The organism is Pseudomonas sp. GW822-FHT02D10 (genome assembly GCF_058802345.1).
Window position 1 is genome coordinate 13,862 of sequence record NZ_JBXAOB010000004.1, and the last position, 21,155, is coordinate 35,016.

18 protein-coding genes and 1 pseudogene are annotated in these 21,155 nt (G+C 58.1%); 10 read left to right on the forward strand and 9 right to left on the reverse strand.

The window, feature by feature from the left end; translation table 11 throughout:
- The first annotated feature begins 335 nt into the window (after window positions 1-335).
- The 3 genes and pseudogenes from yfiR to AC1RPZ_RS08020 all read left to right on the forward strand — a co-directional run.
- Window positions 336-911: a regulatory sequestration protein YfiR gene (gene yfiR, locus AC1RPZ_RS08010; protein WP_493136470.1), complete on the forward strand. Its 576-nt coding sequence runs from the start codon at window positions 336-338 to the stop codon at window positions 909-911.
- Complete coding sequence (gene dgcN, locus AC1RPZ_RS08015) at window positions 908-2,176, forward strand: diguanylate cyclase DgcN/YfiN (RefSeq protein WP_493136471.1); 1,269 nt, start codon at window positions 908-910, stop codon at window positions 2,174-2,176. The genes yfiR and dgcN overlap by 4 nt, the downstream gene beginning before the upstream one ends.
- A gap of 7 nt (window positions 2,177-2,183) precedes the next feature.
- Window positions 2,184-2,357 (forward strand): annotated as a pseudogene (locus AC1RPZ_RS08020) (OmpA family protein); the annotation flags it as partial.
- On the opposite strand, the gene AC1RPZ_RS08025 reads toward AC1RPZ_RS08020, so the two are convergent.
- On the reverse strand, window positions 2,354-3,301 hold the full coding sequence (locus AC1RPZ_RS08025) for a LysR family transcriptional regulator (protein ID WP_493136473.1): 948 nt from the start codon (window positions 3,299-3,301) through the stop codon (window positions 2,354-2,356). The pseudogene AC1RPZ_RS08020 and the gene AC1RPZ_RS08025 overlap by 4 nt on opposite strands.
- A 165-nt stretch (window positions 3,302-3,466) precedes the next feature.
- On the opposite strand from AC1RPZ_RS08025, the gene AC1RPZ_RS08030 reads away from it, so the two are divergent.
- Window positions 3,467-4,990 carry a CoA-acylating methylmalonate-semialdehyde dehydrogenase gene (locus AC1RPZ_RS08030; RefSeq protein ID WP_493136475.1) on the forward strand — a complete coding sequence of 508 codons (1,524 nt, stop codon included), beginning with the start codon at window positions 3,467-3,469 and terminating at the stop codon, window positions 4,988-4,990.
- 10 nt (window positions 4,991-5,000) lie between these two features.
- A complete protein-coding gene (gene mmsB, locus AC1RPZ_RS08035; protein ID WP_493136476.1) occupies window positions 5,001-5,888 on the forward strand; it encodes a 3-hydroxyisobutyrate dehydrogenase in 888 nt (295 codons plus the stop codon).
- 47 nt (window positions 5,889-5,935) lie between these two features.
- Here mmsB and AC1RPZ_RS08040 read toward each other — a convergent pair whose 3' ends face one another.
- On the reverse strand, window positions 5,936-6,280 hold the full coding sequence (locus AC1RPZ_RS08040; RefSeq protein WP_071551926.1) for a cupin domain-containing protein: 345 nt from the start codon (window positions 6,278-6,280) through the stop codon (window positions 5,936-5,938).
- A 292-nt stretch (window positions 6,281-6,572) separates the two neighbouring features.
- On the opposite strand from AC1RPZ_RS08040, the gene kynB reads away from it, so the two are divergent.
- Entirely contained in the window at window positions 6,573-7,238 is a 666-nt protein-coding gene (kynB, locus tag AC1RPZ_RS08045; protein WP_493136478.1) for an arylformamidase, read from the forward strand.
- Window positions 7,235-8,134 (forward strand): tryptophan 2,3-dioxygenase, encoded by a 900-nt coding sequence (gene kynA, locus AC1RPZ_RS08050; protein ID WP_493136480.1) that lies wholly within the window; start codon window positions 7,235-7,237, stop codon window positions 8,132-8,134. Before kynB ends, kynA begins: the two co-directional genes overlap by 4 nt.
- Window positions 8,135-8,272: 138 nt before the next feature.
- Here the strand turns inward: kynA and cysN are convergent, their stop codons facing one another.
- The 6 genes from cysN to antA form a co-directional block, all read right to left on the reverse strand.
- Window positions 8,273-10,168, reverse strand: a complete 1,896-nt coding sequence (gene cysN / locus AC1RPZ_RS08055) for a sulfate adenylyltransferase subunit CysN (RefSeq protein WP_493136482.1) — start codon at window positions 10,166-10,168, stop codon at window positions 8,273-8,275.
- Window positions 10,168-11,610 (reverse strand): sulfate adenylyltransferase subunit CysD, encoded by a 1,443-nt coding sequence (gene cysD, locus AC1RPZ_RS08060; RefSeq protein ID WP_493136483.1) that lies wholly within the window; start codon window positions 11,608-11,610, stop codon window positions 10,168-10,170. The genes cysN and cysD overlap by 1 nt, the downstream gene beginning before the upstream one ends.
- 313 nt (window positions 11,611-11,923) lie before the next feature.
- Complete coding sequence (locus AC1RPZ_RS08065) at window positions 11,924-13,327, reverse strand: amino acid permease (RefSeq protein ID WP_493136485.1); 1,404 nt, start codon at window positions 13,325-13,327, stop codon at window positions 11,924-11,926.
- Between the two features lie 77 nt (window positions 13,328-13,404).
- Entirely contained in the window at window positions 13,405-14,427 is a 1,023-nt protein-coding gene (gene antC, locus AC1RPZ_RS08070; RefSeq protein WP_493136487.1) for an anthranilate 1,2-dioxygenase electron transfer component AntC, read from the reverse strand.
- Between the two features lie 18 nt (window positions 14,428-14,445).
- A complete protein-coding gene (gene antB, locus AC1RPZ_RS08075; RefSeq protein ID WP_493136488.1) occupies window positions 14,446-14,937 on the reverse strand; it encodes an anthranilate 1,2-dioxygenase small subunit in 492 nt (163 codons plus the stop codon).
- A gap of 2 nt (window positions 14,938-14,939) precedes the next feature.
- Entirely contained in the window at window positions 14,940-16,328 is a 1,389-nt protein-coding gene (antA, locus tag AC1RPZ_RS08080; protein ID WP_493136490.1) for an anthranilate 1,2-dioxygenase large subunit, read from the reverse strand.
- A gap of 385 nt (window positions 16,329-16,713) precedes the next feature.
- Between antA and AC1RPZ_RS08085 the strand changes: the two genes are divergently transcribed.
- The gene (locus tag AC1RPZ_RS08085) at window positions 16,714-17,727 is read left to right on the forward strand and encodes a cupin domain-containing protein (protein ID WP_493136491.1); all 1,014 of its coding nucleotides are present in this window, start codon (window positions 16,714-16,716) and stop codon (window positions 17,725-17,727) included.
- 22 nt (window positions 17,728-17,749) lie between these two features.
- On the opposite strand, the gene AC1RPZ_RS08090 is transcribed toward AC1RPZ_RS08085, so the two are convergent.
- The gene (locus AC1RPZ_RS08090) at window positions 17,750-18,223 is read right to left on the reverse strand and encodes an Lrp/AsnC family transcriptional regulator (RefSeq protein ID WP_493136493.1); all 474 of its coding nucleotides are present in this window, start codon (window positions 18,221-18,223) and stop codon (window positions 17,750-17,752) included.
- A gap of 186 nt (window positions 18,224-18,409) precedes the next feature.
- On the opposite strand from AC1RPZ_RS08090, the gene kynU reads away from it, so the two are divergent.
- Both kynU and AC1RPZ_RS08100 read left to right on the forward strand, forming a co-directional pair.
- Complete coding sequence (gene kynU / locus AC1RPZ_RS08095; protein ID WP_493136494.1) at window positions 18,410-19,660, forward strand: kynureninase; 1,251 nt, start codon at window positions 18,410-18,412, stop codon at window positions 19,658-19,660.
- Window positions 19,661-19,731: 71 nt separating this feature from the next.
- Window positions 19,732-21,138, forward strand: coding sequence for an amino acid permease (locus AC1RPZ_RS08100; protein ID WP_493136496.1), 1,407 nt, complete (start codon window positions 19,732-19,734; stop codon window positions 21,136-21,138).
- The last annotated feature ends 17 nt before the right edge of the window (window positions 21,139-21,155 follow it).

Genomic DNA, 21,155 nt, shown 5'->3' on the forward strand with positions numbered 1-21,155 from the left:
ACGCCTTCAACTACAAAAGGCTCGACGCCGGTGCATGACCGAATCGAGCTGTTATGGCAGTAGCAAAAGGTCTTCATGAGTCGGATCTCGGTGGATCCGTTCTCATTTACGTCGCTGTCAGCTTTTATTGTTATTAGGACCGCAGTGCGGTTACAGGTCACGTTGGCGCCGATAGTAGACATGGCGTGAAGCAGAGAAAAATAGGCAACCCCAAATTGTTACTTCAGATTTTTATAAACAATTAGGCGCCTATCTATGGCCGCGGTTTTCGTGAGCATTTCAGCGGGTATGCTATCGTTGCGGCATCATCCGCAATGATCGACGAGAGTTCCTGCATGAAGCTGGCTGTCTGGACGACAGAACGCATTATTGGCTGGAAGCAGCTTCTGCTGGCCGGCCTTTTTTGTTTGTTGAGCATCCCTGTTTTCGCCCAACCGGAGGCGTCAGTGAGCATGGCTGATCAGCGCGCCAAGTCGGTCACACAAGTCGTGTTGGGAATCCTCAGCTACGCTCGCTGGCCTGTGGAGCCAGCGCAATTGCGTTTATGCGTGATCGGTCCCACCCAGTACACCGACGATTTGCTCAAAGGCACCACTCAAGCCACGGGTCGTCCGGTGGTCGTTCGGCGTCTGTTGGCCAATTACCCGGCGATCGCCAGTGAGTGCGACGCGGTCTACATCGGCAAACTGACCAATGAGGAGCGCAGCGCGCTCTTCGCTTCGTTGATCGGCCATCTGGTGCTGAGCATCAGCGAGGGGGGCGATCAATGTACGGTGGGCAGCCTGTTCTGCCTGCGGGTCAGTGACCCTCAAGTGTCGTTCGAGGTTAACCTCGACTCGGTCGCCCGCAGTGGTGTGCATATTCACCCCAGCGTCTTGCAACTCTCTCGCCGTAAAGTGGCGGCCCCATGAGTTTGCTCAAATCCGGTAACCGCCCGACCTTGCGTTCGGTCATTGGTCGTGGACACTTGATTGTCGCGCTGGTCGGGGTGGCCATGGCCAGTGTGTCCCTGACCCTGCTTGGGGTCCTGGCCTTGCGGGTGTATGCCGATCACAACCTGCACCTGATTGCCCGTTCGATCAGTTACACCGTGGAAGCCGCGGTGGTGTTCAACGACAACGTGGCGGCGACCGAAGCGCTGGCGCTGATCGCGTCCACTGAAGAAGTGGCCGATGCTCAGGTGTTCGATGAACAGGGCCAACAGCTCGCTCGTTGGCAGCGACCGGAAACCGGCCTGGTTTCCGATTTGGAAATGCAGATCGCCCGATCGCTTCTGGAAAAGCCCATCAACATACCAATCCTTCATCAAGGCCAGGAAGTCGGCAGCATCCTGCTGACCGGGCATGGCGGCAGCCTGATGCGCTTTTTGCTCAGCGGTCTGGCCGGGATTGTCTTGTGTACGGCGGTCAGTGCCTGGGTCGCGCTGTATCTGGCGCGCCGTCAACTACGAGGGATTACCGGTTCACTGCGCAGCCTGGCCGAGGTCGCTCACGCTGCACGCAGAGAGCGGGCTTTCGATCGGCGCGTACCGCCGGCGCGAATCGCTGAGCTGGACAGCCTGGGCAATGACTTCAATGCCTTGCTTGATGAGCTGGAGTCCTGGCAAACCCACCTGCAAAACGAAAACGAAACGCTGGCTCGTCAAGCCAGCCATGACAGTCTCACCGGTCTGCCGAACCGGGCGTTTTTCGAAGGTCGGCTGATGCGTGCATTACGTAATGCGAGCAAACACGATGAACGGGTTGCCGTGTTGTTTCTCGACAGTGACCGGTTCAAAGGCATCAATGACAACTTCGGTCACGCCGCTGGCGATGCGGTGCTGGTTGCGGTGGCAACCCGGGTCCGGGCGCAGTTACGTGAAGAGGATCTGGTCGCGCGCCTGGGTGGCGACAAGTTCGCTGTGCTGCTGGCGCCGCTGCACAAAACCGAAGACGCCGAACGAGTTGCTGAAAAGATCATCGCCAGCATGGAAATACCGGTTCAGTTGCCGGGCGAAACCCAGGTTTTGACCTCACTCAGTGTCGGTATCGCCATTTACCCTGATCATGGCGCCACACCCGGTGGCCTGCTCGATGCCGCCGATGCGGCAATGTGTCAAGCTAAACGCCTCGCTCGAGGCGGGCAATATACGGCAGGGTCGGAGCACTTTGTCGCCAATGTTCAAACCAGGAGCTAACAGCCTTCAGCTTTCCCTTCGCCGCGCCAACAGTGTCAGCAAGGTGCTGACCAGCATTGGCATACGTGAGGAGAGCATCCAGCTACGCGGTCTTGGTAGCAGCGAGCCGGTGTTACCCAACACGACAAACGCCGGACGCACCGAGAATCGCCGGGTGTCGATCGTGGTGATCGCCGACTAGTCGGCGAAGTGCATCGTTCGGGTCTCACCCATCAATAGCGCCTGATTCTGCTCGGTCACACTGCGAATGTAATCCCAGAGCAAGGTAATCCGCTTGAGCTTGCGCAGGTCCTCGCGGCAGTACATCCAGAACTGCCGGGTGATGTTGATTTCCTCCGGCAGCACCGGCAGCAGTCGTGGATCCTGGGCTGCCAGGAAACACGGCAGAATTGCCAGCGAGCGCCCCTGCTGCGCTGCCACGAACTGTGCAATCACACTGGTGCTGCGCAGGTTGGCGCTGGCGCCGGGCAGCACATTGGCCAGGTACAGCAGCTCCGAACTGAACGCCAGATCGTCGACATAACTGATGAATTGATGCTTGCCCAGGTCTGCCGGGCGGCGGATGAGCGGGTGTTGGTCGAGGTAGTCCTGGGTCGCGTACAGCTGCAAACGGTAGTCGCAGAGTTTGCAGCAGACGTACGGGCCGTGTTCCGGGCGCTCCAGGGCGATGACAATGTCCGCCTCGCGTTTGGACAGGCTGATGAAGTGCGGCAGCGGCAGGATATCCACCGAAATCGCCGGATAGGCATCGACGAAGTGGCTGAGCTGTGGGGTGATGAAAAAGCTGCCGAACCCCTCGGTGCAGCCCATCCGCACATGGCCGGATAACGCCACGCCTGAGCCGGACACCTGCTCGCACGCCATGTGCAGCGTGCTTTCTATGGACTCGGCATAACCCAGCAAACGCTGGCCTTCGGCGGTCAATACGAAGCCGTTGGTCCGCGATTTTTCGAACAACAACGTCCCCAATGCACCTTCCAGCGAACTGATCCGCCGTGACACGGTGGTGTAATCCACGGCCAGGCGTTTGGCGGCGGTGCTGGCCTTGCGGGTGCGGGCGACCTCGAGGAAAAACTTCAGGTCGTCCCAGTTCAATGAGCCCAGCGATGTGATGTTTTTTTGCATGTTGGACCGGCTTTTATGTGCGTTCTTATTAGAAGTTTGCACATCTATACTCCAAAAACAGTCCGACAACCAATTTGCGACACACGCCTCATCGCAAGGCGACTTTCTCGCCTTCGCTCCCAAGATAACAACACCGCTTCAGTCACCAGAAGCCAGGAGACGAACATGAACGCATCGCTCACGCCAGAAACCACCGTGCAAAAGGTCAAGCTGTTGATCGACGGCCAATGGGTCGAGTCCCAGACCACCGAATGGCACGACATCGTCAACCCGGCGACCCAGCAAGTTCTGGCCAAAGTACCGTTCGCGACAACTGAGGAAGTCGACGCAGCGATCAGCGCCGCTCACCGGGCCTTCCAGACCTGGAAGCTGACACCGATCGGCGCGCGGATGCGCATCATGCTCAAGCTTCAGGCGTTGATTCGCGAGCACTCCAAGCGCATCGCCGTGGTCCTCAGCGCTGAACAGGGCAAAACCATCGCCGACGCTGAAGGCGATATTTTCCGTGGTCTGGAAGTGGTCGAGCACGCGTGCTCCATCGGCAGTCTGCAGATGGGCGAATTCGCTGAAAACGTCGCGGGCGGCGTTGATACCTACACCCTGCGCCAACCTATCGGCGTCTGCGCCGGCATCACGCCGTTCAACTTCCCGGCAATGATTCCGCTGTGGATGTTCCCGATGGCCATCGCCTGCGGCAACACCTTTGTGCTCAAACCGTCCGAACAGGACCCGATGTCGACCATGCTCCTGGTAGAGCTGGCCATCGAGGCTGGCGTGCCAGCCGGTGTGCTCAACGTGGTTCACGGCGGCAAGGACGTGGTGGACGCGCTCTGCACCCACAAAGACATCAAGGCAGTTTCGTTCGTCGGTTCGACCGCGGTTGGCACTCACGTCTACGACCTGGCCGGTAAACACGGCAAGCGCGTGCAATCGATGATGGGCGCCAAGAACCACGCGGTGGTGCTGCCCGATGCCAATCGTGAGCAAGCCCTCAATGCGCTGGTCGGTGCCGGTTTCGGCGCGGCCGGTCAACGCTGCATGGCCACCTCGGTGGTGGTGCTGGTGGGCGCGGCCAAACAATGGCTGCCGGACCTCAAGACATTGGCGCAAAAACTCAAAGTGAATGCCGGCAGCGAGCCGGGCACCGATGTGGGGCCGGTGATTTCCAAACGGGCCAAGGCGCGGATTCTGGAGCTGATCGAAAGCGGCATCAAGGAAGGTGCGAAACTGGAGCTGGACGGCCGTGACATCACCGTCCCAGGCTTCGAAAAAGGCAACTTTGTCGGCCCGACCCTGTTCTCTGGCGTGACCACCGACATGCAGATCTACACCCAGGAAATCTTTGGCCCGGTGCTGGTGGTGCTGGAAGTCGACACCCTTGATCAGGCCATTACCCTGGTCAACGCCAACCCGTTCGGTAACGGCACCGGGCTGTTCACCCAGAGCGGCGCGGCGGCGCGTAAATTCCAGAATGAAATCGACGTCGGTCAGGTCGGCATCAACATTCCGATTCCGGTGCCGGTTCCGTTTTTCAGCTTCACCGGTTCGCGTGGTTCCAAGCTCGGCGACCTCGGTCCGTATGGCAAGCAAGTGGTGCAGTTCTACACTCAGACGAAGACCGTCACCAGTCGCTGGTTCGACGATGACAGCGTCAATGACGGTGTGAACACAACCATCAACTTGCGTTAAGGAGCCGGACATGAAAATCGCTTTTATCGGTCTCGGCAACATGGGCGCGCCGATGGCGCGCAACCTGATCAAGGCTGGCCATTCGCTGAACCTGGTCGACCTGAACAAAGCCGTACTCGCCGAACTGGCACAACTGGGCGGCACCATCAGCGCCTCTGCACGTGAGGCAGCGCAAGGCGCGGAACTGGTGATCACCATGCTGCCGGCCGCGGTCCATGTGCGCAGCGTCTGGCTGGGTGAAGACGGCGTACTGGCCGGGATCGCCAAGGGCGTTCCCGCTGTGGATTGCAGCACCATCGACCCGCAGACCGCCCGCGACGTCGCTGCTGCTGCGGCCAAACAAGGTGTGGCCATGGCTGATGCGCCGGTTTCCGGTGGCACCGGCGGCGCTGCGGCCGGCACGCTGACGTTCATGGTCGGCGCCACGCCGGAGTTGTTCGCCACCCTGCAACCGGTATTGGCGCAGATGGGCCGCAACATCGTGCATTGCGGTGAAGTCGGCACCGGGCAAATCGCCAAGATCTGCAACAACCTGTTGTTGGCGATTTCCATGGTCGGCGTCAGCGAAGCCATGGCCCTTGGCGATGCCTTGGGCATCGACACTCAGGTGCTGGCGGGGATCATCAACAGTTCGACCGGTCGTTGCTGGAGTTCGGAGATGTACAACCCGTGGCCGGGTATCGTTGAAACGGCACCAGCGTCGCGTGGTTATACCGGCGGTTTTGGTGCCGAGCTGATGCTCAAGGACTTGGGGCTGGCCACTGAAGCCGCGCGTCAGGCGCACCAGCCGGTGATGCTCGGCGCGGTGGCTCAGCAGTTGTATCAGGCGATGAGTCAGCGTGGCGAAGGCGGCAAGGATTTCTCGGCGATCATCAACAGCTATCGCAAACCCCACTAGGGGTTTTCCGGGAACCCGCGTCGGGCGGGTTCCCGGTTTTTTGCCGATCAGGCGAAAACGAAATACTTGCGCACGGTCTCGACCACTTCCCACGTGCCAGTCATCCCCGGCTCAATCACGAAAATATCGCCTGCGCGCAGATGGATCGGTTCCATGCCGTCGGGCGTGATCACGCAGTAGCCTTCCTGGAAATGGCAGTATTCCCACTTCACATACTCGACTCGCCATTTACCTGGCGTGCAGATCCAGGTGCCCATGATCTTGCTGCCGTCTTCGCTGGTGTAGGCGTTGAGGTTGACGGTGTGCGGGTCACCTTCGAGCTTTTCCCATTTGCAGGCATCCAGCACTGGCAGTGGGTGGGTATCGCGAAGAACGGTAATGGGTTTGGACATGCTGACTCCGAGCGTTAGGCAGGACTGAAGTCGCACCCTATAGCGCCCGGCATGGTGTCAGTTGTCTGTGCTCGACACTCAGCTATCCAGAAACGCGCTATTGATCAAACCCGCTCGATCGGACATTCAGAAGCCGTTCAGGAGTCTGATTCGCTGATTGAAATTTTCATCCGCTAAACTTCGAATTCCTGGAATAAAGTGCGAAACATTTGGGCGTTCCCGACGGTTTTCGCAAGAATGTTCACAGGCGTCACTCGTATCATTCACGGATGAGTAGGCCGAGAGTTATGCAATGAAAAAAACACTGTCGTGGTGGGATATCAGCCCACCCTTGAGCGCGGCAACACCGACGTGGCCGGGTGATACGCCGTTTCAGGAAGAGCGCGTCTGGACCTTCGGGCCTGAATGTCCGGTGAATGTCGGCCGCATCACCCTGTCTCCTCACACGGGCGCGCATGTCGATGCACCGTTGCATTACAGCGCTGACGGCGTGGCTATTGGCGATGTTTCGCTGGATGTCTACATCGGTCCGTGCCGCGTCTTGCATTGCCTGGACAGCGGACGACTGGTTCAGCCTGAGCAACTGGAGGGACGCCTTGTCGATCTGCCCGAGCGCGTCCTGCTGCGCACTTATCGACAAGCGCCGCTGACGGCCTGGGATCCGGATTTCACCGCTGTGGCCAAGGAAACCGTCGACTTGCTGTCGAGCCTTGGCGTACGGCTGATCGGTATCGATACACCGTCGCTGGACCCTCAACAGTCCAAGACCATGGATTCGCACAACGCAGTGGCCCGCCATGGCATGGCGATCCTTGAAGGCATCGTGCTCGATGACGTGCCGGAAGGCGACTATGAACTGATTGCGCTGCCGCTGCGGTTTGCCAACCTGGACGCGAGTCCGGTCAGGGCTATTTTGCGTCCACTGAACAAACCGCCACTTGAGGAGCCTGCTCAATGAGCCAATGTCCCTATTCATCGTCAAATCAGTCATCGTCAAATCAGTCACCTTCAAACCCGTCATCTTCGAGCCAGCCAGAAGAATGGCATAACGCCGAGCTGAATTTTTCCGACTCCATGAGTTACGGCGACTACCTGGATCTGGGGAAGATTCTCAGCGCTCAGCACCCCTTGTCCCCGGATCATAACGAGATGCTGTTCATCATCCAGCATCAGACGTCCGAGCTGTGGATGAAGCTGATGCTGCACGAGCTCAAGGCCGCTCGCGAACACGTCAGACTGGGAGAGTTGCCACCGGCGTTCAAGATGCTGGCGCGGGTTTCGCGGATTTTCGATCAACTGGTGCATGCCTGGACGGTGCTGGCGACCATGACGCCTACCGAGTACCACGCGATCCGGCCGTTTCTGGGGCAGTCATCGGGCTTCCAGTCGTTCCAGTACCGCGAGATCGAATTCATCCTCGGCAACAAAAGTGCAACGCTGTTGCGTCCGCATGCTCACCGGCCCGAACTGTTGGCGGAGCTTGAAAAGGCGATTGCCACGCCGTCGCTGTATGACGAAGCGATTCGGTTGATGGCCAGCGCAGGATTGGCGATTGATCCACAGCGCTTCGAGCGCGATCCGGCCAGCCCGACCGCTTATGATGCCTCGGTCGAAGCCGCCTGGCGTGTGGTGTACACCGACCCTTCGCGGTACTGGGATCTTTACCAGTTGGCGGAGAAGCTGATCGACCTCGAGGACTCGTTCCGTCAATGGCGCTTCCGCCATGTCACGACGGTCGAGCGGATCATCGGTTTTCAACCGGGCACTGGTGGTACTGAAGGTGTTGGGTACCTGCGCAAGATGCTCGATACCGTGCTGTTTCCGGAGTTGTGGCGCGTGCGTTCGAGCCTCTGACAGGTGTCAGTCCTGAAACAGGTTGACACCTGCCTGTCGGCGGCTTGGCCGCCCTGGTAGAAATTAAAGTGGTAGCGTTCGAGTCGGTGCTTTTCGTGTTCTTCAACAAGCCTTGCAAACGGCGTGCTGTAAAAAAACTCATGGTTTCATGGCTTCTACGACCTTGGCGATGGATTCGCCAATGGTCATTTCATTCGCCTCTATTTCAATCTCGGCAGCATGGGGCGGTTCATAAGGGCTACCCACCCCCGACAAGTTCGGCAGCTGCCCCGATCTGGCCTTCTTATAGAGCCCCTTCACATCCCGCTGCTCGCACACCTCCAATGGTGTGTTGACATACACTTCCACAAAGTTCTCCTCCCCAATCAGTTCTCGTGCCATTTGCCGTTCTCTTCTGAACGGGGAGATAAATGCGGCCATGACAACAAGCCCGGCATCCATCATCAGTTTGGCCACTTCGGCGATGCGCCGAATATTCTCTACGCGGTCTGCATCGGTAAACCCAAGATCTTTGTTGAGCCCTTGGCGCACGTTGTCGCCGTCGAGGATGTAGGTTCGGTGACCGCGTGCATGCAGCTCAACTTCAAGTGCGTTCGCGAGTGTCGATTTTCCCGAGCCGGAGAGACCGGTAAACCAGATGACCTTACCTTTGTGGCCGTTGAGCTTTTCCCGGTTGTCGCGAGTGATCGACAGCGCTTGTTTATGCACATTTTGCGCGCGCCGCAGGGTGTGGGTGATCATTCCCGCAGCAACAGTGGCATTGCTGATTCGATCAACCAGAATAAAGCTGCCTAGCGTTTTAGAGTGCTGATAGCTGTCAAATACCAACGGTTTGCTGATGGCGAGCGTGCATACGCTGATGTCATTCAGCGATAAATGCTTGCTGGCGCCATGGGCGAGGGTATTGATGTCCACTCGGTACTTGATGCCAGTGATCGATGCGGATGCCCACTGCGTAGCCAATTTGATGTCGTAACTACGACCGCTCAGTCCAGCCTCTTCATTCATCCATACCAGTGTTGCCTCAAACTGGTCGGTCACTTCCAGCGGGCGTTGGCTCAGGGAAATAATATCGCCTCGGGAGACGTCAATTTCTTTGCTGAGCTTTAACGTAACGGCATCGCCACAATGGGCTTCCTGCATCGGACCGTCCATGCTGACAATATCGGCTACCGTCGCCGTTTGCCCGGAGCGGGTGACACGAACCTCATCGCCTACGCGGACCTGCCCCTCACCGACATAACCGCTGAACCCGCGAAACGAAGCATCAGGTCGATTTACCCACTGCACTGGAAACACCAAACGCTCGGATTTTGGAGTGTTGATTTCTATCGTTTCCAGGCAGCCCATCAGTGTCGGCCCGGAATACCAAGGCGTGTTTGCCGAGCGCCGAGTGACGTTGTCTCCCTTTAGCGCGCTCAGCGGAATGGGCGTTACCCTTTCAAAGCCCAGTGTTTGCGCGAATTGTTGGAAGGTATCAACGGTGCGCTGAAAAATGGCGGCGTCAAAGCTGACCAGGTCCATCTTGTTCACCGCAAGCACCACGTGGCGAATACCCATCAGCGATACCAGGTACGCATGCCGGCGCGTCTGTGTCAGTACACCTTGCCGGGCATCTATCAGGATGACCGCCACGTCTGCGGTTGAAGCGCCGGTGACCATATTGCGCGTGTACTGCTCGTGACCGGGCGTATCGGCAACGATGAACTTGCGCTTGCTGGTAGCAAAAAAACGGTAGGCCACATCGATGGTGATGCCCTGTTCGCGCTCTGCCGACAACCCATCGACGAGCAAGGCGAAGTCAATGTCAGCACCTTGGGTGCCGTACTTTTTCGATTCGTTTTTCAGGGCTGCCAACTGATCGTCAGTCAGTTGTTGGGCGTCCCATAGCAGGCGTCCAATCAGTGTGCTTTTGCCGTCATCGACGCTGCCGCACGTTATGAAACGCAGCAGGTCTTGACCTTGTTGCTGTTCAAGGTAGGCCTCAATCGTCGAGGGCTTACTGGTGTTTGTTGTTTGTGCTTTCGGTTCCATCAGAAGTAGCCTTCCTGTTTTTTCTTTTCCATGCTGGACGAGCTGTCGCTATCAATGGCTCGCCCTTGTCTTTCGGAACGAGTGGATCCGAGTAACTCCAGCAAAATGTCAGCTATGGTGATGGCATTCGATTCCACTGCACCGGTCAGGGGATAGCAGCCAAGGGTGCGAAAGCGAATGTTCCTGGCTTCAATCTTCTCGCCTGGCAACAGGGTCATGCGCGCGTCATCAACCATGAGTGTCATGCCGTTGCGTACTACAACAGGTCTCTCCTTGGCGAAGTGCAGAGGCACTAACGGGATATTTTCCTGGTAGATGTATTGCCAGATATCGAGTTCTGTCCAATTGGATAGCGGGAAGACGCGAATACTCTCACCCTGGTTTTTGCGCGAGTTGTAGATATTCCACAGCTCTGGTCGCTGCTGTTTCGGATCCCAGTGATGGCTCTGGGTACGGAACGAAAAGATGCGTTCCTTTGCACGCGACTTTTCTTCATCCCGGCGTGCGCCACCGAATGCGACGTCAAACTTGTATTTATCCAGTGCTTGCTTCAGTCCTTCGGTCTTGGTGATGTCGGTATGCAGCGCCGAGCCATGATCGAAGGGATTGATGTCTTTGCTAATGGCCTCCGGGTTGATATGTACAAGCAGATCCATGCCGCTTTCACGCGCCATGAAGTCGCGAAACATGTACATCTCTTGAAACTTCCAGCGCGTGTCTACATGCAGCAGTGGGAATGGCGGCGGCGAAGGATAAAAGGCCTTGCGAGCCAAGTGCAGCATTACCGCGCTGTCTTTACCCATGGAGTAAAGCATGGCGGGGTTTTCGGCCTCGGCAACCGCTTCACGAATGATCTGCAGGCTTTCAGCTTCAAGGCGCTTGAGGTGGGGTGTGCGCACTTTCAATGTATCGACAGCGCCGGTTCGACTGCTTTCATCCAGCAGGGCGGAGAAACCCAGTAGCCCCAATTCGACACCGGCTGGAGCGTCGGCTTGCCTGCAAACAGCAACCAGGCGACCGCTTGGAAAGATAACGATGCTCTTGGCAATATGCTCTTGCAGGCGTTGCAGTGCGCTCGTGAGCTGCTGCGCATCAACTACGTGAGTGCCGAGTGGCAGCCAGTAGCGAGCTCCCCGGGCATCGTTAGCATGCAAGAACTCCTCGCCATTAGCGGCGCGGAGCACCTGAGCAAAAAGTACCAACTTGCGTTTTGTGCGCGCCTTTTCAATCTCCCAGGTCAGGACCGATGGCGTCGGCTGGCGTCCGAGTTCGTCGCTCAGGTTCTGCGCGCTTAGCTCGGGAGGCAGGAGTTCAAGCTCGTGCAGTCGCCGTTCGGCTGTGCGCTTGGTATCGGCTTGATTGAGTTGGTTCAGATGGAGAAATGCTAGCTGCGTATCCCATACCACAGGGGCGTCCAGTCCAAGAAGATAGGGGTTCAGCATGGAAAATCATCCTTGTCGCAATATGCAAAATTGTCTTTCGTGTACAGGCAGGCTTTATCAAGATCGGTTTTCTTGATTAATTTTCGTATTGAATCACAATTTGCGACAAGTTTTCTGTGGAAGTCTTCTACATGACCGTCCTACGTCAGGATGATTGATGGTGCCTACGCACTGGTGGGTGCTTTGAAGGGGTTTATCGTTGGCCTTACCGGGTGTAGGCGGGGGGTAAAAACCCTGGCCTGACAGGCTTGGATATCAATAAAAAGCCCCGGCATTCACAGAATGCCGGGGCTTTTTGTCGACTGGCTGAAGGCTATTGAGCAACCGACAACGCGCGGGTTCGTGCGACCCGAATCCGGTAGAACACAAACAAGATCAGCACCCAGACCGGAATGGCATAGACCGACGCGCGTACGCCTGGAATCAGCAGCATCACGTAGATGATCATGGCCATGAAGGCCAGGCACAGGTAATTGGTGTACGGCGACCAGAAGGCCTTGAAGCCCGGGACGATGCCGCGTTGGCCCATGGCCTTGCGAAACTTCAGGTGGGTCAGGCTGATCATCGCCCAGTTGATCATCAACGAGGCGACCACCAGCGCGAACAGCAACTCCAGCGCTTCATTCGGGGCGACGTAGTTGACCACCACGCACAACAGGGTGATCAGCGCCGATACGCCCAGCGCCAGTAACGGTACGCCCTGTTTGTTCAGCTTCATCAGCGCCTTGGGGGCATCGCCCTGTTCCGCCAGGCCGTAGAGCATGCGGCTGTTGCAGTAGACGCCGCTGTTGTAGACCGAGAGCGCCGCGGTGAGCACTACAAAGTTGAGGATTTGCGCCGCAGTGTTGCTGCCGATCAAGGCGAAAATCTGCACAAACGGACTGCCGCTGTAGGCATCGCCGGAAGCGCTCAGTGTCTGTAGCAGTTGGTCCCATGGGTACAGCGACAGCAGCACGGTGAGTGCGCCGACATAGAAGATCAACACGCGGTAAACCACCTGATTGATCGCCTTGGGAATGACTTTCCTCGGTTCGCTGGCTTCAGCAGCGGTAATACCGACCAGCTCCAGGCCACCAAAGGAGAACATGATGAACGCCATCGACATCAGTAGACCGCTGGTGCCGTTGGGGAAGAAACCGCCGTGGCTCCACAGGTTGCTCACCGAGGCCTGCGGGCCACCCGTGCCGCTGACCAGCATGTAGCAGCCGAGGGCAATCATGCCGATGATCGCCACGACCTTGATGATGGCGAACCAGAACTCCATTTCACCGAAGACTTTGACGTTCATCGTATTGATCAGGTTGACCAGTACGAAGAACACCGCCGCGCTGACCCAGGTCGGGACCTCGGGCCACCAGAACTGCACGTACTTGCCCACGGCGGTCAGCTCCGCCATGCCCACCAGTACATACAGCACCCAGTAGTTCCAGCCGGACAGGAAGCCGGCAAAACTACCCCAGTAATTGTGAGCGAAATGGCTGAAGGAGCCGGCGACTGGCTCTTCGACAATCATCTCTCCCAGCTGGCGCATGATCAGAAAGGCGATAAAGCCGGCAATGGCATAGCCAAGGATCATCGACGGGCCCGCCGATTTGAGCACGCCGGCAGAGCCGAGAAACAGCCCTGTACCGATCGCGCCGCCCAATGCGATCAGCTGAATATGCCGGTTTTTCAGCCCTCGCTTGAGTACGCCCTGTTGCTGTAGTTCATCCGCCATCGGGTTACCTTCTCGTTGTTATGGTCAGCCTTTGTTACAGGTCGACAGCTTATTCAATTACCGCGCGTTTGTGAGCCTCAGACATTACTTTCAGTGAACTTTTCGTCGTACAGCTGCACATTGTCCAGGGTTTGCGCCTGCAACCAGCGCTTGATCGACTCGACCATCGGCGGTGGCCCGCAAACGTACATGTCGAGCGCGGCGCCGCGCAGCTCGCTGGCATCGAAGTGCTCGGCGATATAGCCGCGTTTTCCGTCCCAATCCGCAGACGGATCGCTGACCACAGGGGTGTAGCGAAACCCCGGAATGCGTTGAGCATAGGCACTGATCCGTTCGCTTTCGCACAGATCGGCAGCGTCCCGAACGCCGTAGAACAAGTGCACAGGCTGATCGCAACCGCGCGCAACGATTTCGTCGAGCATGCCCAGCAGCGCGGACAGTCCGGTGCCGCCGGCCACCAGAATCAGCGGCCGGGCGATGTGGCGAAGATAGAACGCGCCCAACGGTGCTTCCAGAGCGATTTCATCGCCGACCTGGCAGCGTTCACGAATGTAATGACTCATGACCCCGTCAGGTAACAGGCGAATCAGAAATTGCAGCTGATTGCTGCTGCTCGGGCGGTTGGCGAACGAGTAGGAGCGTTTGCTCGTGGTCCCCGGGATCAGCAAACGGGCGTATTGCCCCGGCAGGAAATCCAGTGGCTGGTTGGCCGCGCCCAAATCCAGATGCAGGATTGCGGTATTGGCCGAGACTTGGCGGACATGCGTGACCGTACCGCTGAGTTGTTCCGGCCCTGCGGCATTGCACAGGCTGGAGGCGAAGTCGAAATAGAACGCGGCGTCGGACTTCACCCGCGTCTGACAAGTGAGCATCTTGCGTTGTTGCAGGTCGTGACTGCTGAGGGCTTCTTCATCCACATAATCCTGGCTGTAGTCGCCGGATTCACAGCGACCCTGACAGGTTCCGCAGACACCTTCGCGGCAATCCAGCGGAATATTGATGCCGTTGCGCAGGGCGGCGTCGAGCAGTATTTCGTTGGCCTGCACGGGAAAGAACAGTGTTTTGCCATCGGCAAAACTGAACGCAACCTTGTGGTTCATGCCCCGGTCTCCATGGATTCAGAGGTGATAGAAATCGAGCACCGAGTTGATGGTGTCGTTGAGCAGCAACACGTGTTTGCGGGTAATCATCCAGCTGTCTGCGTGAGGCTTGAGGCGATAGGTCGCGGTCCCGTAAAACTGCTCGGACGTGGCCAGGCGATAGAACAAGGTGTGCCAGTTCAGCCGCACCTCCAGCTCACCCGTTTCGAGTTCGCTGATCCGCACGTTGTTGATCAGGTGCAGGGTGCGCGGCATCGGCGTGGCCGACGCGGCTTTACCGGTGCGCAGGCGGAACACGCGGTCCTCCAGGCCCGAGCGGTTGGCGTAGTAGATCAGCGACATTTCGCGCTTGGGGTCGCGGGTATAGACGTGCTCGGAGTCCCATTGCGGCAGGTGGAACTCACTCTGCTCGTCAAAGAGCGTGAGGTAGGCGTCCCAGTCCTTGGCGTCGCACAGTTCGGATTTGCGGTAGAAAAACTGCTCGATCTGGTACTGCAGTTGCGGATTCATGTTCACACCTCACGCAGCTTCAGGGATTTCGCGTCCAGGCCGTCGAGCAGAAATTTCTGCCAGTGGCTGTGCTGGTTGACGTAAAGCCCTTCGTGGGTGAATTCGGTGCCGGTCATGGCCGGTGCGATGCCGATCGACTCGCTGTTGGGCGTGGCGCCGGTCGCCCACTGGTGGCTGCCGCGCGAGATATCGCTCCAGCGTTCCAGCCGCGCCTGGAAACCGCGCTGGGCTTCGCGGAACTCCACCAGGTCATCCGGGGTGCCGAGCCCCGACACGTTGAAGAAGTCCTCGAACTGGCGAATCCGGTTTTCCCGATCGGCATCCGACTCGTTTTTCACGCCCAGGCATTGGCTGATGATCTCGGTCTTGTTCCAGGCCACCGGGCGGATGATCCGTAGCTGTGAGCTGATTTGATCGAGGAAAAACAGGCTGGGGTAGATGTTCAGGTTGCGCAGCCGATGCATCATCCATTCGGCTTTTTGCTGACCGTGTTCCTCGATCAGGCGCGGCATGATCGTCGCGTAGCCGGAGCGCACCGTCGGGTTGGGCATGTCACTGAACAGCAGGCTGTGGCCGTTGTTGAAGGCAAACCAACCGTCATCGGTATTGGCGTCGCCGGCCCCCAGTTTGCTGTAGTCGAGGGTGCCGCTGGCGCGGGTGCCGTTCTCGCTGTCGACCTGCTGGCGGTGCTGCACGGTGGCCACGTAGTTATAGTGGACCGTGCTGACGTGATAGCCGTCCAGGCCGTTCTCGTTCTGCAGTTTCCAGTTACCGTCGTAGGTGTAGGCCGACTTGCCGGGCAGCACTTCCAGTTCACCGGTGAGCGACTGGGCGACCATCATGTCGAAGAACACTTTGGCGTCGCCGAGGAAGTCTTCGAGGCTGTTATCAGCGTGGACATCCAGGCTGATGAACACAAAGCCCTTGTAGCTCTGGATGCGGGCCTTTTTCAGACCGCGTGTGGCTTTGTCGAAACCTTCCGGGTATTCGCCGGGAGCCTTGACCTTGACCAGGCGCCCGTCGCTTTTGTAGCACCAGGCGTGGAACGGGCAGGTAAACGTCGATTGGTTGCCTTTACCGACGCGGGTCAACGTTGTGCCGCGATGCTGGCAGGCGTTGATCAGCGCGTTGAGTTGGCCGTCGCCGTCACGGGTGATGATCATCGGCTGGCGGCCGGCGCGCATCGTGACGAAGTCGTGATTGTTGGCCAGTTCGCTTTCGTGGCAGGCGTAGATCCAGTTCTTCTCGAAGATCAGCTCCATCTCCAGATCGAACAGCTGCGGCTCGGTAAACATATCCCGAGCGATGCGGAATACGCCTTCTGCCGGACGGAAGTCCAGGCAGCCTTCAATGAACGTTTTCCACTGCTCGAGGTTTTTTTCGCCACTCATGGGTGTGCACCTTTTTTATTCAGGTCAATCGGTGCGCTCATTAGAGAGAGTGGGGCGGGCAGGGGTCTATCCGGTTTGTCGACGAAGGCAGTCCACAAAGTAAGAGGGGTAACACCCGTAAGCTGCTCTGGGCAGCTAATACTCAAGCCCCTGCACCCTGCGATGAACGGCCGCCCCTGTTTGCAGCATTGAGGTACTGTCTTGGGCAGCCTTGAGTGTTGTTCGATGGTGAGCCCCAGCTCCAGAACCGCCGCGTTATCCACTTAGTCGATGGTTGCTATCCACTGGATTGGCGCAGGTGTTGAGTGGTCTGGAACTTGCTCGACTCAAGTCAGAGGCGCGCCGTCAGAGCGTGCTGAAAAAATATTGCCGTGGGTGCGCCGTGATGAGTAGCAAAGCTGATCCGCAGTTTCGCGATATTCGTATCGATCGCTATGACCTTGAGGGGGCGAGGACCTGGATGTCGGGTATCTGCGGGCCGCATCGTCTCGAAACCGCGACGCCCGAGCGGATCCGTTTTCATCACACGGCCAACGTCTTCAAATCGATGGCCACGACCCTGGGCACACTCTCATACGGCACCGACGTGACCGTCGATATCGAAGACGCCGAGCACTTCAGCAGCTACAGCCTCAGCCTGCCTTTGGTCGGTGAGCAGGAGTTGAGCAAGAACGGCACGCTACTCAAATCCAATCGCGATCAAGGCGTGATCATCTCCCCGAATGAAAGCCAGATGCTGGCAATCTCCGGCGACTGTCGCAAGGTCCAGGTGGTGATCACCCGTGCGGCGATGAGTGAATCGCTTGAAGGGATGTTGCAGCGCCCGCTGGATGCGCCGCTGCGTTTCGAGTCGGTGATGGATGCGGTGGACGGCGCGTCGGCCTCGTGGTGGCGCATGGCGCGGTATTTCATCGCTGAGCTTGAGCGCAGCAGCGCGCTGTTTGAGCAGGTCGCTTTCACGCGGGACATCGAAAGTTCATTGATCAAAGGCCTGATTCTCGCTCAGCCGAACAATTACTCCGATGAGCTGCGGAGCGTGTTGGGCGTGAAGTTGCCGCACTACCTGATCAGGGCCAAACAGTACATTCACGACAACGCCCGCGAGGCGCTGCACCTGGAAGACATCGAAGCGGCGGCCGGGGTTTCGCGGTTCAAGTTGTTCGAAGCGTTCAGGAAATACTTTGCCTTGTCACCGATGGCCTATCTGAAAAAATACCGCTTGAACGCGGTGCGTCAGGAGATTCTTGAGCATGGCCTGGCGCGCAATATCTCGGAAATTGCCATGGGCTGGGGGTTCACCCACTTGGGGCGTTTTTCCGCTGAGTACCGCAAGTTGTTCGACGAATCCCCCAGCACAACCTTGCAGCGCCACGAGGCCCGGCGCATGCGCGGGCTTTAACGCAGAGGCAGTCAGTAACGGCTTATTTGCGGACGACCAGATCGAGCAGCTCGTCGCGTTCCTTGATTTTCTGCAGGACAATTTCCGAGCGAATATCGGTCACCCCCGCCGTGCGGTTGAGCTTGTTGACGATGAAGTCCGAGAAGTGTTTGAGGTTGCGCGCCTGAACCCGCAGCACATAGTTGCTGGCCCCGGTAATCACGTACGCGGTGGCGACTTCCGGCCACCCTTGCACCTTCTTGATAAACGTCTCGTGCCAGTCTTCGACGTCCTGTCGCAACGATACATGGACGATGGCTTCCAGTTCGATGCCCAGCCGTTCGGCGTTCAACACCGCGCGATAGCCGGTGATGATTCCCTCGCTTTCCAGTAGCCGCAAACGGCGCAGGCAAGCCGACGGCGACAGCGCGACTTTCTCTGCCAGTTCCTGATTGCTGATACGCCCATCCTGCTGCAAGTAATGCAGGATCCGCAGGTCTGTCGAGTCGAGCGTCATGGCTTGAATAAATCCGCGATTTTTGGAGTTGGATTCGAATTATCTTCGAGATAACTACGCTATGGCCCTTCACTTTGCACGAAAATTCTCCAAAGCTTCGTTCATTATTTGCTCATTGTGCCGCCGCAAAAATGCCCAAGGCCGCGCATCCAGCGGCGGCATGTCATCTCAAGAACAGGACCGACAATGACCACAAGAAACGATTGCCTGGCACTCGATGCGCAGGATTCCCTGGCTCATCTGCGTCACCAGTTTGCGCTTCCCGACGGCGTGATTTACCTCGACGGAAATTCCCTCGGTGCGCGCCCGATTGCAGCGCTTGAGCGTGCTCAAGCGGTGATCGCCGAGGAGTGGGGCAATGGTTTGATCCGCAGCTGGAACAGTGCCGGCTGGCGCGATCTGCCGGAGCGTCTGGGCAATCGACTGGCCGGGCTGATTGGCGCCGGTGAAGGCGAAGTGGTGGTCACCGACACCACCTCGATCAACCTGTTCAAGGTCCTCGGCGCGGCCCTGCGCGTGCAGGCCACGCGGGCGCCGACGCGGCGGGTGATTGTCAGTGAAAGCAGCAACTTCCCCACCGACCTGTACATCGCCGAAGGGCTGATGGATTTGCTGCAACAGGGTTATTCCTTACGTCTGGTCGACAGCCCGCAAGAACTGGCGCAGGCGATTGACCAGGACACCGCGGTGGTCATGCTCACCCACGTCAACTACAAGACCGGCTACATGCACGACATGCAGGCCCTGACCGCGCTGACCCACGAATGTGGCGCGCTGGCGATCTGGGACCTGGCGCATTCCGCCGGTGCGGTTCCGGTCGACTTGCGTGAGGCCGGTGCGGACTACGCCATCGGCTGCACCTACAAGTACCTCAATGGCGGCCCCGGTTCGCAAGCGTTTGTCTGGGTCTCGCCGGCACTGTGCGATCTGGTCACGCAACCGTTGTCCGGCTGGTTCGGGCATTCCCGGCAGTTCGAGATGGCGTCAGGCTACGAGCCGAGCAGCGGTATCGCGCGCTACCTGTGCGGCACTCAACCGATCACTTCGTTGGCCATGGTCGAGTGCGGCCTGGAGATTTTTGCCCAGACCGACATGGCCAGCCTGCGCCGTAAATCCCTGGCATTGACCGACCTGTTTATCCGGTTGGTCGAGCAGCGCTGCGCCGCTCACGATTTGAAACTGATCACCCCGCGCGAACACGCCAAGCGCGGCAGCCATGTCAGCTTCGAACACCCGCAAGGCTACGCGGTGATCCAGGCCTTGATCGCCCGAGGCGTGATCGGTGATTACCGCGAGCCGCGGATCATGCGCTTCGGTTTCACGCCGTTGTACACCAGCTTCACCGAAGTCTTTGATGCGGTGCAGATCCTTGGCGAAATTCTCGATCAGAAAACCTGGGCGCAAGCGCAGTTCCAGGTTCGTCACAGCGTCACCTGATCCCTCTGACGGCCTTACATTTTCGAACCGTGTGCTCTCTTCAAAAAAGACAATATTCAGAGGACAGAGAAATGACCGACACCACCGGCTTTGAAAGCATTTCCAAGCGTGAGCATGGCCTCAGGCGCCAACTCACGTCGGGGCAGATGAGCATGATCGCGATTGGCGGTGCGATTGGCACTGGCCTGTTCATGGGCAGTGCCTACGCCATCGGCTATGCCGGGCCGAGCGTGCTGCTCAGCTATGCGATTGGTGCGATTATCACGCTGCTGTTGATGGGCTGTCTGGCGGAAATGACCGTGGCCCACTCGACCTCGGGTTCGTTCGGCGCGTATGCCGAATTCTATGTCAGCCCGTTGGCCGGGTTCCTGGTGCGCTACGCCTATTGGGCGGCCATTGTGTTGGCGGTCGGCACTGAGGTGACGGCGGTTGCGATGTACATGAAGTACTGGTTCGCCAGCGTGCCCGAGTGGATCTGGATTGTCTCGTTCTCCAGCGTTCTGATCGTGCTCAATGCCATCAGCGTGAAGACCTTCGGCACCTTTGAGTATTGGTTCTCGACCATCAAGATCGGCGCGATTGTCGGTTTTATCATCCTTGCGGTGTACGTGGTGTTCGGTTCGGGAAATCCGGATTACGGTGTGCACAACTACACCCGCCACGGCGGGTTTTTCCCCAATGGTCTGCAAGGAATGTGGGTGGCGGTCATCGTGTCGATCTTCAGCTACCTGAGCGTGGAGATGATCGCGGTGGCGGCCGGTGAGGCGCAGGATCCGGAGCGCGCAGTGAAGAAAGCCTTTCGCGCAACCATCGTGCGGCTGGTGGTGTTTTACCTGCTGACCCTGGCCCTGATGTTGGCGATTGTGCCGTGGATTCAGGCGGGGCACGCACAGAGTCCGTTCGTCACGGTCATGCAAACCATCGGTATTCCCGGCGCCACCGGGGTGATGAATTTCGTGATTCTGATTGCCGCGTTGTCGGCGATGAACAGTCAGCTCTATATCACCACGCGGATGATGTTCAGCCTGTCCCGTGGTGGTTACGCACCCAAGGCGATGGGCGCGTTGAGCAAAAGCGGGATCCCGCTCAATGCCTTGCTGCTGTCGAGTTCGGGCATTGCGCTGGCGACGCTGTTGAACGTGATGTACCCGGAAAGCTCCTTCACCTTGATGATGGCGATTTCCATGTTCGGCGCGATCTTCACCTGGTTCATGATCTTCCTCACGCACTACTGTTTCCGTCGCTATCACGAGCGTCATGGCGAGCGGAAACTGTCGTTCCGCATGCGGCTGTTTCCCTACACCACGTTGTTGGGGCTGGTGTTGATGGGCGCGGTGATGATCACCACCTACTTCACCGAAGCCTTCAAAATGACCTTGGTGTTTGGTGTGCCTTTTCTGCTGATCCTTACGCTGGTCTATGGCGTGTTCTTCAGAAAAACCAAGGCCAATCCCGCGTTGAATCCAACGCAATCGTGAGACAAGGACCTGCTGGC

Coding starts and splice junctions, on each gene's coding strand:
- kynA (WP_493136480.1), top strand. CDS start 7,235: ATGAGCCAATGTCCCTATTCATCGTCAAATCAGTCATCGTCAAATCAG.
- kynB (WP_493136478.1), top strand. CDS start 6,573: ATGAAAAAAACACTGTCGTGGTGGGATATCAGCCCACCCTTGAGCGCG.
- antB (WP_493136488.1), bottom strand. CDS start 14,937: ATGAATCCGCAACTGCAGTACCAGATCGAGCAGTTTTTCTACCGCAAA.
- AC1RPZ_RS08100 (WP_493136496.1), top strand. CDS start 19,732: ATGACCGACACCACCGGCTTTGAAAGCATTTCCAAGCGTGAGCATGGC.
- AC1RPZ_RS08025 (WP_493136473.1), bottom strand. CDS start 3,301: ATGCAAAAAAACATCACATCGCTGGGCTCATTGAACTGGGACGACCTG.
- yfiR (WP_493136470.1), top strand. CDS start 336: ATGAAGCTGGCTGTCTGGACGACAGAACGCATTATTGGCTGGAAGCAG.
- cysN (WP_493136482.1), bottom strand. CDS start 10,168: ATGGAACCGAAAGCACAAACAACAAACACCAGTAAGCCCTCGACGATT.
- AC1RPZ_RS08065 (WP_493136485.1), bottom strand. CDS start 13,327: ATGGCGGATGAACTACAGCAACAGGGCGTACTCAAGCGAGGGCTGAAA.
- dgcN (WP_493136471.1), top strand. CDS start 908: ATGAGTTTGCTCAAATCCGGTAACCGCCCGACCTTGCGTTCGGTCATT.
- AC1RPZ_RS08040 (WP_071551926.1), bottom strand. CDS start 6,280: ATGTCCAAACCCATTACCGTTCTTCGCGATACCCACCCACTGCCAGTG.
- AC1RPZ_RS08085 (WP_493136491.1), top strand. CDS start 16,714: ATGAGTAGCAAAGCTGATCCGCAGTTTCGCGATATTCGTATCGATCGC.
- mmsB (WP_493136476.1), top strand. CDS start 5,001: ATGAAAATCGCTTTTATCGGTCTCGGCAACATGGGCGCGCCGATGGCG.
- cysD (WP_493136483.1), bottom strand. CDS start 11,610: ATGCTGAACCCCTATCTTCTTGGACTGGACGCCCCTGTGGTATGGGAT.
- antA (WP_493136490.1), bottom strand. CDS start 16,328: ATGAGTGGCGAAAAAAACCTCGAGCAGTGGAAAACGTTCATTGAAGGC.
- AC1RPZ_RS08090 (WP_493136493.1), bottom strand. CDS start 18,223: ATGACGCTCGACTCGACAGACCTGCGGATCCTGCATTACTTGCAGCAG.
- kynU (WP_493136494.1), top strand. CDS start 18,410: ATGACCACAAGAAACGATTGCCTGGCACTCGATGCGCAGGATTCCCTG.
- AC1RPZ_RS08030 (WP_493136475.1), top strand. CDS start 3,467: ATGAACGCATCGCTCACGCCAGAAACCACCGTGCAAAAGGTCAAGCTG.
- antC (WP_493136487.1), bottom strand. CDS start 14,427: ATGAACCACAAGGTTGCGTTCAGTTTTGCCGATGGCAAAACACTGTTC.